General features: G+C 60.3%; 13 protein-coding genes. 10 read left to right on the forward strand and 3 right to left on the reverse strand.

The genetic code is table 11. The features are described 5' to 3' along the window. Positions 1–145 precede the first annotated feature (145 nt). From AWB69_RS03935 to hslU, 5 genes are all read left to right on the forward strand, one after another. Positions 146–1,225 carry a CobW family GTP-binding protein gene (locus AWB69_RS03935; RefSeq protein ID WP_062082340.1) on the forward strand — a complete coding sequence of 360 codons (1,080 nt, stop codon included), beginning with the start codon at positions 146–148 and terminating at the stop codon, positions 1,223–1,225. A gap of 790 nt (positions 1,226–2,015) precedes the next feature. After that, positions 2,016–2,435, forward strand: coding sequence for an RNA polymerase-binding protein DksA (gene dksA / locus AWB69_RS03940; RefSeq protein ID WP_062082343.1), 420 nt, complete (start codon positions 2,016–2,018; stop codon positions 2,433–2,435). A 59-nt stretch (positions 2,436–2,494) separates the two neighbouring features. After that, entirely contained in the window at positions 2,495–2,659 is a 165-nt protein-coding gene (locus tag AWB69_RS47460; RefSeq protein ID WP_156528728.1) for a hypothetical protein, read from the forward strand. Positions 2,660–2,834: 175 nt separating this feature from the next. Next, positions 2,835–3,371, forward strand: coding sequence for an ATP-dependent protease subunit HslV (gene hslV, locus AWB69_RS03945; RefSeq protein WP_062082345.1), 537 nt, complete (start codon positions 2,835–2,837; stop codon positions 3,369–3,371). A gap of 42 nt (positions 3,372–3,413) precedes the next feature. Beyond that, positions 3,414–4,754 carry an ATP-dependent protease ATPase subunit HslU gene (gene hslU / locus AWB69_RS03950; RefSeq protein ID WP_062082347.1) on the forward strand — a complete coding sequence of 447 codons (1,341 nt, stop codon included), beginning with the start codon at positions 3,414–3,416 and terminating at the stop codon, positions 4,752–4,754. 114 nt (positions 4,755–4,868) lie between these two features. Here the strand turns inward: hslU and AWB69_RS03955 are convergent, their stop codons facing one another. Together AWB69_RS03955 and AWB69_RS03960 are read right to left on the reverse strand one after the other, a co-directional pair. Next, positions 4,869–5,411, reverse strand: coding sequence for a response regulator transcription factor (locus AWB69_RS03955; RefSeq protein WP_047895363.1), 543 nt, complete (start codon positions 5,409–5,411; stop codon positions 4,869–4,871). Then, positions 5,408–6,742: an ATP-binding protein gene (locus AWB69_RS03960; protein WP_062082349.1), complete on the reverse strand. Its 1,335-nt coding sequence runs from the start codon at positions 6,740–6,742 to the stop codon at positions 5,408–5,410. The genes AWB69_RS03955 and AWB69_RS03960 overlap by 4 nt, the downstream gene beginning before the upstream one ends. 108 nt (positions 6,743–6,850) lie before the next feature. Here AWB69_RS03960 and AWB69_RS03965 point away from each other — a divergent pair, with 108 nt between their 5' ends. Next, positions 6,851–8,560: a tetratricopeptide repeat protein gene (locus AWB69_RS03965; protein WP_156528729.1), complete on the forward strand. Its 1,710-nt coding sequence runs from the start codon at positions 6,851–6,853 to the stop codon at positions 8,558–8,560. Between the two features lie 189 nt (positions 8,561–8,749). On the opposite strand, the gene AWB69_RS45510 is transcribed toward AWB69_RS03965, so the two are convergent. Then, positions 8,750–8,983, reverse strand: coding sequence for a cysteine-rich CWC family protein (locus AWB69_RS45510; protein WP_075643858.1), 234 nt, complete (start codon positions 8,981–8,983; stop codon positions 8,750–8,752). A gap of 217 nt (positions 8,984–9,200) precedes the next feature. Between AWB69_RS45510 and argB the strand changes: the two genes are divergently transcribed. The 4 genes from argB to metW all read left to right on the forward strand — a co-directional run bounded on the left by argB (position 9,201) and on the right by metW (position 12,884). Next, on the forward strand, positions 9,201–10,100 hold the full coding sequence (gene argB / locus AWB69_RS03970) for an acetylglutamate kinase (RefSeq protein WP_062082351.1): 900 nt from the start codon (positions 9,201–9,203) through the stop codon (positions 10,098–10,100). Between the two features lie 53 nt (positions 10,101–10,153). Beyond that, positions 10,154–10,858 carry a pyrimidine 5'-nucleotidase gene (locus AWB69_RS03975; RefSeq protein WP_062082353.1) on the forward strand — a complete coding sequence of 235 codons (705 nt, stop codon included), beginning with the start codon at positions 10,154–10,156 and terminating at the stop codon, positions 10,856–10,858. Positions 10,859–11,133: 275 nt separating this feature from the next. Continuing rightward, positions 11,134–12,279 carry a homoserine O-succinyltransferase MetX gene (gene metX, locus AWB69_RS03980; RefSeq protein ID WP_062082355.1) on the forward strand — a complete coding sequence of 382 codons (1,146 nt, stop codon included), beginning with the start codon at positions 11,134–11,136 and terminating at the stop codon, positions 12,277–12,279. Next, complete coding sequence (gene metW, locus AWB69_RS03985) at positions 12,276–12,884, forward strand: methionine biosynthesis protein MetW (protein ID WP_062082357.1); 609 nt, start codon at positions 12,276–12,278, stop codon at positions 12,882–12,884. Before metX ends, metW begins: the two co-directional genes overlap by 4 nt. The last annotated feature ends 4 nt before the right edge of the window (positions 12,885–12,888 follow it).

Below are 12,888 nucleotides of genomic sequence, written 5' to 3' on the forward strand. Positions count from 1 at the left end.
GAGCACAGAGCGTCCGCTTGACAAATATGTTTCAATAATCGACCGACCGCATGTTTTCGAGCATTAGCGCAGCCGCCGCGGGCCACGCCCGTAGCCCGAAAACATGCCGCACGATCCTTCGACTTTAAAGAACAGGGCGACCACCATGATTCCCGTTACCATCCTGACCGGCTTTCTGGGCAGCGGCAAAACCACGTTGCTCAAGCGCATCCTGAACGACCAGCACGGCATGAAGATCGCCGTGATCGAGAACGAGTTCGGCGAAGAGAATATTGACAACGAGATCCTCGTCCAGGAAACGAACGAGCAGATCATCCAGATGAGCAACGGTTGCATCTGCTGCACGATCCGCGGTGACCTGGCGCGCGCGCTGGAAGATCTCGCCGAGCGCAAGAAGGCCGGCACGCTGAACTTCGATCGCGTGGTGATCGAGACAACCGGCCTCGCGAATCCGGGCCCGGTCGCTCAGACGTTCTTCATGGACAACACCATCGCGGACGAATTCCTGCTTGACGCCATCATTACGCTGGTCGACGCCAAGCACGCCAACCATCAGCTCGACGAGCACGAAGTCGTGCAGCGCCAGGTGGGGTTTGCGGACCGGCTGTTCATCACGAAGTCGGATCTGGTCGACGCCGCCGCGCTCGACGCACTGAAGCACCGCCTGGTTCACATGAACCCGCGCGCCGCGATCAAAGTGGTGAATTTCGGCGATGCGGACATCAAGGAAATCTTCGACCTGCGCGGCTTCAATTTGAATTCGAAGCTTGAAATCGACCCGGATTTCCTGGCGGAAGACGATCACGCTCACGATCACGCCGGACATGACCATGCGCACGACGACGATCACGACCACGCCACCTGCGGCCACGATCACAGCCACGACCATGAGCATGGCCACGCGAACCACCACCATGCGCACCACGACGACAAGATCAAGTCGTTTGTATTCCGCAGCGACCGCGCGTTCGATCCGAACCGGCTCGAGGATTTCCTCGGCGGCATCCTGCAGATCTACGGCGAACGCCTGCTGCGCTACAAGGGCGTGCTGTATATGAAGGGCGTCGATCGCAAGGTCGTGTTCCAGGGCGTGCATCAGATGATGGGCAGCGATCTTGCCGCGAAATGGCAGCCCATCGAAAAGAAGAACAGCAAGATGGTGTTCATTGGCATTGAGCTGCCGCAGGACCTGATCATCGACGGGCTGACGGCCTGCCTGGTCTGATCCCGGTTGATCAAAGACGCTGAAGAAGCTGAAACCAGCGAAGCGCGGAGCCCTTTAAGGCTTCGCGCCGCCCACACCATCCGAAAACCTCCGTTTTTGGCATAGTTCTCGCTATTTCTCTCCTGAAGCGCAACCGTTGCGACACGTTGGCGAGGCTAAAATCGCTGCGCCTTTGGCAGCGGGGGCGTGTCGCCATGAGCGTCGTTGCAATATGTGTTCACGCCCACCAAGAAGCATCGCTTTTTAAACGTCAGCGCGTTATATTTTTGAGATAACGAACGAATCGGGCCAGTGTTTTGCTCAGGTGTCGTACACGTTTGCGATTCAGTTACAATACAGCCCCACTGGAGAAGCCGGTACTCCGTCCAGCCTTGACTACAAAGCCCGGCGCGAGTGCCACCGAAGTGACTGCAAAGCGGGTTTGAAAAGCGCTCCCGCCAGCGCCGCGCGCAACGCCCATTGTGGTTTCGCAAGCCCCAGGCGAGAGAGTGAAAGTGAAAGGTATGGTGTTGTTCCGAACATCGGGCACCGGTCGATTCGCTTGAAAATCAATCCAGACGAATCGGTTTGGATGCGCGGTCTGGATGCAGTGGTCCAGATGCATCGGCCCCGCGTGGCGCCGTCAAGCGCCACGGGAGTCGCAGCCCGTTTGGCGTAGTAAGTGCATGCAGTAGTAATTGTTGGCGAGTATCGCTGAAGTGCGGGTAATCCGGACAACAGCGGCGGCGAGCGCGGCGAGCGACCGCGAAGATGGCGAACAACATCGCCCCACATTGAAGAAGCAAGCCAGATGACGACGAAACGATTGTTGACCGAAGACGAAATCCTGAAGATGGGCGACAAGGATTACATGAACGAGGATCAACTCGCGTTCTTCAGGGTCCGACTGGAACAGTTGCAGGCCGACATTCTCAAGAATGCGGGCCAGACGACGGAAAACCTGCGGGAAACCGTCATCGTTCCGGACCCGGCTGATCGCGCGACGATCGAGGAAGAGCACGCGCTCGAACTGCGCACGCGCGACCGCGAACGCAAGCTGCTGAAGAAAGTGCAGCAGTCGTTGGCGCGTATCGAGTCTGGCGACTACGGCTGGTGCGAGGAAACGGGTGAGCCGATCGGCATTCCCCGCCTGATCGCGCGCCCGACCGCGACGCTCTCGCTCGAAGCGCAGGAACGACGCGAACTGCGCCAGAAGCTGTTCGGCGACTGATCTGCCGAAGCAGCAAGCGCTGCGGTCACGGCCGCAGCGGGAAACCTGCCGACCCGGATTTGGGTATCGAAGAGATTGAAAAACGCTTGAAAGCACAAAAAGGCACACGAAAATCGTGTGCCTTTTTGTTTTTGCGCACCGTTTTGCCGCCGGCGACGCTTATTCCGCAAGGCGGGCAAGCCTCAGGTGCCGTCGCGCACAAGATGCCACAAGAAGCGCCTTGATAAATTCCGCAGCGCCCTAAAATGAACTGGACGCGCGCCAGTGGCGCGGGCATGGCGAGAGTCGGTTAGAGCGCAACGTTGCAGCGCAGCCGGGCTCTTCCCCTCCCTCAAGGATTCCCCGGCGGCAGACAGGTCAACCGGCTGCCGCGCCCACTCCGCTTTCAAAGGATTGCACATGGAACAATTTCACGGCACGACCATCGTCTCTGTGCGACGCGGCGGCAAGGTCGCCCTCGGCGGCGACGGCCAGGTCACGCTTGGCAATATCGTGATGAAAGGCGGCGCGAAGAAAGTGCGCCGGATCTATGGCGGCAAGGTCCTGGTCGGTTTCGCGGGCGGCACGGCCGACGCGTTTTCACTCCTCGACCGCTTCGAAGCCAAGCTGGAAAAACACCAGGGCAACCTGACGCGCGCCGCCGTCGAGCTGGCAAAAGACTGGCGCACGGACCGCATGCTGCGCCGGCTGGAAGCCATGCTGATTGCCGCAGACGCGCAAACCACGCTCGTCATCACGGGTAACGGCGACGTGCTCGATCCGGAAAACGGCATTTGCGCGATCGGTTCGGGCGGTGCATATGCGCAGGCCGCGGCGCAGGCGCTCACGGAAAACACCGAACTCTCGCCGCGCGATATCGTCGAAAAGGCACTGACAATCGCCGGCGATATGTGCATTTATACGAACCACAATCGCGTCATCGAGACGATCGAGTAACTCCGCTTTCGCGAATTCGCGAGCACAGGACAAGGACCAACGATGACCACCATGACTCCCGCCGAGATCGTCTCGGAACTCGATAAACATATCATCGGCCAGGGCCGCGCGAAAAAAGCGGTCGCCGTCGCGTTGCGCAACCGGTGGCGGCGTCAGCAAGTCGCCGAACCGCTGCGCCAGGAAATCACGCCGAAAAACATCCTGATGATCGGACCGACCGGCGTCGGCAAGACGGAAATCGCACGGCGTCTGGCGAAACTCGCCGACGCGCCGTTCATCAAGATCGAAGCAACGAAGTTCACCGAGGTCGGCTACGTGGGTCGCGATGTGGACAGCATCGTGCGTGACCTCATCGAAATTTCGGTCAAGCAGACGCGCGAAAGCGAGATGCGCAAAGTGCGTTCACGCGCCATTGACCGCGCCGAGGACCGGATCCTTGACATCCTGCTGCCGAGCGCACGGCCGACGGCGGGTTTCAGCACCGCGGAGTTGCCCGACGACAGCACGAACAGCACGCGCCAGACGTTCCGCAAGCGTCTGCGCGAGGGCCTGCTCGACGACAAGGAAGTGGAGATCGACATTGAGGCGCCACAAGCGACCATGGACATCATGGGGCCGCCGGGTATGGAGGAAATGACCGACCAGATCCGTTCCATGTTCGCGAATATCGGCGGCGGCAAGAAGACGCAGCGCAAGGTGAAGGTCAAGGACGCGCTGAAGATGCTCACCGACGAAGAAGCCGGCAAGCTGCTCAATGATGAAGAGGTCAAGACGAAGGCCATTCAGAACGTCGAGCAGAACGGCATCGTGTTCCTGGACGAGATCGACAAGATCGCGTCGCGCAGCGAGACGGGGGGCGCGGAAGTGTCGCGGGCCGGTGTGCAGCGCGACCTGCTGCCGCTGGTGGAAGGCACAACCATCAACACGAAATACGGGATGATCAAGACCGATCACATCCTGTTTATCGCCAGCGGTGCGTTCCATCTGGCCAAGCCGAGCGACCTGATCCCCGAACTGCAAGGGCGTTTTCCGATTCGCGTCGAGCTGGATTCCCTGTCCGTGGAAGACTTCGAGTCCATCCTGAATACCACCGATGCCAGCCTCGTGAAGCAGTACACGGCGCTTCTGGCAACCGAAGACGTTCAGTTGGAGTTCAGCACGGAAGGTATTCGCAGGATGGCCGAAATCGCGTTTTCGGTGAACGAGAAGACGGAGAATATTGGTGCGCGGCGGCTTTATACCGTGATCGAAAAACTGCTCGAGGAAGTGTCGTTCGCCGCGGGCAATCACGCGGGACACCCCGTGAAAATCGATGCCGCATATGTCGACAAAGCGTTGAACGACGTAGCCGAAGATGAAGATTTGTCGCGCTACGTGCTGTAATCCAACGCAACCCGGCAGGCGGCCCCGGCAAAGGTCCAGTTAGAAAAAAGGGCGGCTCACCATTCCAGGAAGGTGCTGGAATGGTGAGCCGCCCTTATACGTTCTACAGAACGTTTATTGCCGCACGGGTTTCTTCGCCAGCTTGCGCTGCAGTGTCCGCCGATGCATGTTCAACGCCCGCGCCGTGGCTGAAATATTGCCGCTGTTCTCGGCCAGCACACGCTGGATATGCTCCCACTCCAGTCGTGCGACCGACAGCAGCGCCGGGTGCTCGATAGCCTCCTCGGCGGTCTGCTCGCTGGCTTCCTCCTGCAGCGCGGACAGGATTGTCTCGACGTTCGCCGGCTTGGCCAGATAGTTATCCGCGCCGTCTTTCACCGCCTGGACCGCCGTCGCGATGCTCGCGTAACCCGTCAGCACAAGAATCCGTGCGTCGGGCTGAAGGTCGCGCAACGGCGCAACCAGCGTCAGCCCGGAATCATTGCCGAGATGCAGATCGACCGTGATCTGCCCGAACTTCTGCGTGTTCGCCAATCTCAGCGCCGTGGCGGCGTCGTGCGCCTGATGCGGCGTATAGCCGCGGCGCGTCAGACCGCGCGCGAGGATGCCCGAGAAAACCTCATCGTCGTCGATGACCAAAAAATTTGTATCGCTCATGCTCTTTTCTCCGTGGTGACGGAACCGGCGACGCCGCCGCGGCCCGTCCTTGCTGCTTTTTCCCGCGATTCGGGGGCGCTTGTATCGGCGAGACGCAAGATGGCGTGCGTGCCGTGCGGGCTGGCCGGCGTAAGCTCGATCGACCCGCCAAGCCGCGTTGCTGCCGAGAATGCCAGATACAAGCCGACGCCGTGGCCGCCTTGCGTGCTGTCGACGGGCATTGCACCGAGCGATCCCCGCAATGCCGCCGGAATGCCGGCGCCCTGATCGCGGACATCGAATTGAATCACAGGCTCGCCAAGATGCCGGCTCGCCGACGTTGTGAGCGTCACCGAATCGCGGCTGGCCCGCGCCGCATTATCCAGCAGAATGGTCAGGATTTGCCCCACCGCGACGGGATCGCTCAGAAACAGTCCGGCGCGTTTTTGCTCTTCCGCTTCGATCAACTCGAAACGCACGTGCGGATGGCGCAACCGCCATTGCTCGACAAACCCATGCAGCCAGTCATCCAGCGGTTGCCGCGGCGCAGGCCCGGTCGCACGGCTGCGCAGGCGCGCGAGCGCGGACGTGCATAACGTCATTTGCTGCTCGAGGAGTTCGATATCGGCGGAATACGGGGCGAGATGCGGGTCGTGGCGAGCGGAATCACGTAATTCTTCGCTCAACATGGCGATGGTGGACAACGGCGTGCCGATTTCATGCGCGACCGTGGCCGCCTGAACGCCCAGCGCAACGGCACGCTCGTCGCGCAGAAGCCGCTCCTGGGCGTCGGCCAGCGCAAAATCCCGCGCTCGCAGCGCGCGTGACATCCGCGCCACGAACCAGCCGATCAACCCCACGCTGACCATGAAGTTCACCCACAGCCCGATGCGGAAGTATTCGAATAAATTCAGCGGGTCTTCCATGTTCAGCGGCACGTAGCTGAACGTCAGGAGCGAATAACAGGCGACGGCAAACAACGCGAGCCAGCCCATCAGGCGCCACGGCAGCACGGCGGCCGCAATAGCGAGCGAAGGCAGATAGAGCGTGACAAACGGATTCGTGGCGCCGCCGCTCAGGAACAGCAACGCCGACAGCGCGCCGAGATCCACCCAGAGTTGTCCGAACAATTCAAGGTTCGTTTCGGGCTGCGCGCGCGCGACGCGTATCCATGTCAGGGCGTTGAACAATATCTCGAGCGCGATAATCGTCAGCATGGCAGCTAACGGGAGATGCGCGCCGTAAAACGCCTGTACGACGGCAATTGTCACCAATTGACCGATGATTGCCAGGCTGCGAAGCCAAAACAGGTGTCCGAGATTGACGCGGCCCGTGTTCGTTATTCGATGCATCGCGGTAAATTTCGCCTCACATTTCAGAATAGTCTAATGGTTCGGCAAAGCGGATTGCCGCACCATCGAATGTTGTCTCGTACAGGGCGGCCAGGCCGCTTACTCAAAATGACTAACAGCCCATTCCCCCGCCGCAATCAGCTTCGCAGCGAGGCACCGCAAGCGGACGCCCTTCAAGACGCCATTATCCCGCGCGCGCTGAATGCGTTCATTGACAATGCCGGCCGCGCGAACGCGCAAGGCAATCAGGTCGAGCGCGCCGTCTGGCTGCAGGCGGCCATGATGTTGCAAGCCGATCGGCCGGAAACGGGGCTCGACCTGATTGATTGCTTGCTGAAGCAGAACCGCATAACCGAGGGTATCCAGCTCGCGGCTCAACTCGTCGACCGTCATCCTCAGCACGCGCTCGCCCTCTGGCATCTCGGTTACGCGCTCCAGCTCGCGGGCCGTCACGCGGAAGCAATCCCTTTCTACAAACGTGCCCATGCAATCGATCCAGCCGTCCCGACCCTGCGCAACAATCTGGCGGTCGCCTACGAATTGACGAGCGGTGACGCCAAAGCCCTGAGCATGCTGGAAGAGGCTGTCGCGGCCAATGCGGACGATATCGAAGCATGGACGAATCTGACACGCATGTATCCGCGCCGCTGGGAGCTCGAGCGCGCGCTCGCGGCCGGTCAGCGCTCGGTCGCCATCAATCCGTCGAATTCGCTCGCGTTGTCGAACTACAGTCTCGCCTTGAAAGAAGCCCAGCGCTGGCAGGAGGCTACGGAAGCCGCCATGAAGGCCGCCGAAATCAATCCAGGAATACCGCGCCTTCCGTTCAACCTCTCGATTCTCGATCTGGTGCAGGGCAATTACGCCCGCGGCTGGGCCAATTTCGAAGCACGCTGGGACGGTTCAAACGAACTGCACAACGCGCATCCCAACTTCCCGGTGCCGCGATGGAACGGCGAAGCATTGCGCGGCAAGACCTTGTTGTTGTGGGGTGAACAAGGTTTCGGCGATGTGCTGCAGTTCTCGCGTTTCGTCCCTATGCTCGCGAAAAAGGTTCATGCGCAGGGCGGCACGCTCGTGTGGGCTGCGTTCAAGGCACTACATCCGCTGATGGCGCGCATGGCGCCGAAGGGCGTTGAATGCCTGCCGCACGACGCGCAGATGCCCGCGTTCGACTTCCATTTCCCTCTGTTAAGCCTGCCGCTGCATTTCGGCATCGACGCGGACACCATTCCGGCGAAGCGCGCGTATCTTTCGGCTGATGCCGACCTTGCCGCCGACTGGCGCGCCGAATTCGCCGCCGACAAACGCCTGCGTGTCGGTCTGGTGTGGAGCGGCAGCGAAGGCCATCAGCGCAACATGTTCCGCAGCGTGGGCATCGAACGGTATGCGAAGGCGTTCGCGGGAATCGAAAATGTCGCGTTCTTCTCGCTGCAGAAGGATGCATCGGGCGCGGTATCGACGGCGCGGGATGGTGGCTTCGAGATCTCGGACCGCACGGGCAAGTTTGAAACTTTCGACGACACGGCTGCGTTCATCGATTCACTCGATCTCGTGATTACCGTGTGCACGAGCGTGGCGCATCTGGCGGCGGCGCTCGGCAAGCCGACCTGGATTCTCCTCGACACCAATCCGCACTGGGTCTGGCAACTGGAGCGCACGGACAGCCCGTGGTATCCAACGGCAACGCTCTACAGGCAGAAGGAATTCTCGAAGTGGGAGCCGGTGATGGCTGAGTTCGCGCGTGATCTGGCGGCGCTCGCAGCCACGCACACGGGTGCGGCGCCGCGCAAGCGGGCGGCGAAGAAAGCAGCCGCGTAAGTCATTTCGAAGAGTTTTAAGTCATTACACAAAAACAAAGCAGCGATTCGGCAACGAACCGCTGCTTTTTTTGTACCCGGTTTCTTCACATCAACCGCCCCACCTACGCGAAAATCACGCATTCGCGGACTCCACCCCGCTCCGCATCCGGACCCGTTTGCCGTACAACGCCCACAAAAAACGCGACGTTCACCTGTTTATGCTACGTTGCGTTTCTTCACGCAAACAATCCGGACAGAGACACGTCATGTCCGGCTTCAGGCGCTCGACCGGCAAAGCGGGCAGCGACGCGCACCAGCACTGCGGATCGCCGGTTTGCCGGGCGCAGCGGAAAAACGCTCCGCACAGAGCGCAGCGTTGAGGATCGGAGTCGGTCGAACTCATCATGGAGGCCAGGCCTTTGAAAACGAAACACGCCGTCATGGGCAGTTTTGCGCGCAGTGCGGCCGTTGCCGAAGCGCCACGTTTCGACCTGCCCACGCACGCTCGATCGCATTATTATTTCACGCGCCAATCCCATACTGGTGCGACCAAAGGCTAACTTTCACCCGTCACCGGAATGCTATCGGAAACGCATGATGCAGCGCGTCAGTCCTGTACAATTCCGCCTGTTTAAACTGCTCCTCGCCTTATCGCCGCCATGTCCGAGCTTCCCGACCTTACGCAGATCGCGCCGACCCTGAAAGCCGAAATCCTGGCCGAGGCGTTGCCCTATATTCGCCAGTATCACGGCAAGACGATCGTGATCAAATACGGCGGCAATGCCATGACCGAGGAGCGCCTGAAACAGGGCTTCGCGCGCGACGTGATCCTGCTGAAACTGGTCGGGATCAATCCGGTGATCGTGCACGGCGGTGGTCCGCAGATCGACCAGGCGCTCAAGAAGATCGGCAAGCAGGGCACGTTCATCCAGGGCATGCGCGTCACCGACGAAGAGACCATGGAAGTGGTCGAATGGGTGCTCGGCGGCGAAGTGCAGCAGGACATCGTCACGCTGATCAATCATTTCGGCGGCCACGCGGTCGGGCTCACCGGCAAGGACGGTGGGCTGATCCACGCGCGCAAGCTGCTGATGCCGGATCGCGACAATCCGGGCGAATTCATCGATATCGGTCAGGTGGGCGAAGTCGAAGCCATCAATCCGGCTGTCGTGAAGGCGCTGCAAGACGACGCGTTCATTCCGGTCATCTCGCCGATCGGCTTCGGTGAAGACGGTTTGTCTTACAACATCAATGCCGATCTGGTCGCGGGCAAGCTGGCCGTGGTGCTGAACGCCGAGAAGCTCGTGATGATGACGAATATCCCCGGCGTGATGGACAAGGAAGGCAATCTCCTCACCGATCTCTCGGCACGCGAGATCGACGCACTGTTCGAAGACGGCACCATCTCCGGCGGCATGCTGCCAAAGATCTCATCTGCGCTCGACGCGGCGAAGAGCGGTGTGCGCTCGGTGCATATCATCGACGGGCGAATCGAGCATTCGGTGCTGCTCGAGATCCTGACCGAACAGCCGTTCGGGACAATGATCCGTTCACATTGAACGTGGATCTCGCCGGCACTCGAGCCAGGTTGTTGCGTTCCTCGAAGCGCCGGATGAGCACGCACGGCCACCCCGTCTGGCTGTTCGATCTCGACAACACGCTGCACCACGCGTCGCATGAGATTTTCCCCGCTATCAATCGCGGGATGACGCAGTACATCATCGACCGGCTGGGCGTGGACGTGGACGAAGCCAACCGCTTGCGGACCGGTTATACCCAGCGATACGGCGCCACCTTGCTTGGCCTGGTGCGCCATCATCGCGTCGATGCCGCCGACTTCCTGCACGTCGTGCATACCTTTGCCGATCTCGGATCCATGGTCCGGGCCGAACGCGGCCTCGCGCGAATGATCCGCGGGCTCCCGGGACGGAAGATCGTGTTGACCAACGGGCCTTCGGTTTATGCGCACGCCGTGCTCGACGAACTGGGTATTGCCAAGCTGTTTGAACGCGTGATCGCCATTGAGGATATGCAGGACCGAAGCGGCTATTGGCGCGCAAAACCTGATGCGGCCATGCTTCGGCGCGCGATGCGGCGCGCTCACGTGCCGCTCTCTGACGCCGTTCTTGTTGAAGACACGCGCGGGCATCTGAAACGCTACAAGCGCCTGGGAATTCGCACGGTCTGGATCACGGGATATCTTCCGTCGGTTCTCAATGCCAGCGGAGCGAAGTCGCTTCGGTCCCCCGCCAGCGGACGCCCACATTACGTCGATCTCAAGATCCGGTCCTTGAAAGGCTTGCGCGGTCTCAGCTAACGCACGGAAGTAGTACGGACTTCAAACTTCATCGCTTTTGCCGGCTGCTTCAGGCGTACCCGTGAGCGCCCTCCGCTCCCTTTTCAGTTTTTCCGATATACTTCACTGCTATCTTGATTTGTTTCAACGCGCCGATTTGCTGACTCGATTGCGGGCGCGCGAACCCTGACCGGTTCACTATAAATGCGGCTAAAGAGGTTGTCAGCCGCGCCGCTCAGGTATTCCAGCGCATCGCCGACGCCGTTTAGCCGCCCTGTTTTCTCTAGGCGGAATGAATGGAATCAATCGGCATCGTCACTCCCCAAACACTGCATTTCACTGAACCGCTGCGCATGCAAAATGGCAGCTTGCTCGGTGACTATGATCTCGTCGTCGAAACCTACGGCACGCTCAACGCCGCCCGCTCGAACGCGGTGCTCGTCTGCCATGCGCTGAACGCCTCGCATCACGTGGCGGGTGTCTATGCCGACGATCCCAAGAACGTCGGCTGGTGGGACAACATGGTGGGTCCGGGCAAGCCGCTCGATACCAACCGGTTTTTTGTCATCGGCGTCAATAACCTCGGCTCGTGTTTCGGTTCGACCGGCCCCATGAGCGTGAACGCCGCCACCGGCAAACCCTACGGCGCGAGTTTTCCCGTCGTCACGGTTGAAGACTGGGTCCACGCGCAAGCTCGCGTAGCGGATCTATACGGTATTGAACGCTTTGCCGCGGTCATGGGCGGCAGCCTGGGCGGCATGCAGGCGTTGGCGTGGAGCATGATGTATCCGGAACGCGTGGCGCACTGCATTGTGGTGGCATCGACGCCGAAACTCTCCGCACAGAACATTGCATTCAACGAAGTCGCGCGCTCCGCCATCCTCTCCGATCCCGATTTCCACGGCGGTGACTATTACGCGCATGGCATCAAGCCACGTCGCGGATTGCGGGTGGCTCGCATGATCGGCCACATCACGTATCTGTCGGACGACGACATGGCCGCCAAGTTCGGCCGCGCGTTGCGTCGGGCGGAAGGCGCTCTGGATGCGTACAACTTCAACTTCGACGTCGAGTTCGAAGTGGAGTCGTACTTGAGATACCAGGGCGATAAATTCGCCGAATACTTCGACGCCAATACGTATCTGCTCATCACCCGGGCGCTGGATTATTTCGATCCCGCCAAAGCCTTCGACGGCGACCTGACCGCGTCGCTCGCTCACACCACGGCGAAATACCTGATCGCCAGTTTCTCCACGGATTGGCGCTTTGCACCCGCGCGCTCGCGCGAACTGGTGAAAGCGCTGCTCGATCACAAACGCACGGTGAGTTACGCCGAAATCGATGCGCCGCACGGCCACGACGCCTTCCTGCTCGACGACGCGCGCTATCACAACCTGATGCGCGCCTATTACGAACGCATTGCCGCCGAGGTGGGCGCATGAACCAAATCACGCTGGACTCTCTCTCCCTGCGCTCGGACTTTCGGGCAATCGCGCGCTGGGTTGAACCAAGCTCATCGGTACTGGATCTGGGCTGCGGCGATGGTTCGCTGCTCTCGCTGCTCAGCGAAGAACTCGATGTGACAGGTTATGGCATTGAAATCAACGATGCCGGCGTGCTCGCCTGCGCTCAGAAAGGCGTGAACGTCATCCAGCAGAACCTGGAAGACGGTTTGCGCCTGTTCGAAGACGACAGTTTCGACTTCGCGATCCTGTCGCAGACATTGCAAACGATCCATCAAACCGCCGCGATCCTGCGCGAAACCGTGCGCGTGGGACGCGAATGCATTGTGTCGTTTCCGAACTTCGGTTACTGGCGGCATCGGTTGACGGTGTTGCAAGGACGCATGCCTGTGTCGAAAACCCTGCCGTATCAATGGCATAACACGCCGAACGTGCGAGTTCTCACTATTCGGGATTTCGAGGCGCTGGCGCCGGAAGTGGGTATCGAGATCCTCGATCGTGCGGTGCTGCATGGCGGACAGTCCATCCGGTGGGGGGCGAACTGGCGTGGTAGCCTTGCGGTCTATCGCGTGAAGCGAAGCTGAACTG

The organism is Caballeronia udeis (assembly GCF_001544555.2).
In the GTDB taxonomy this organism is placed as follows: Bacteria; Pseudomonadota; Gammaproteobacteria; order Burkholderiales; family Burkholderiaceae; genus Caballeronia; species Caballeronia udeis.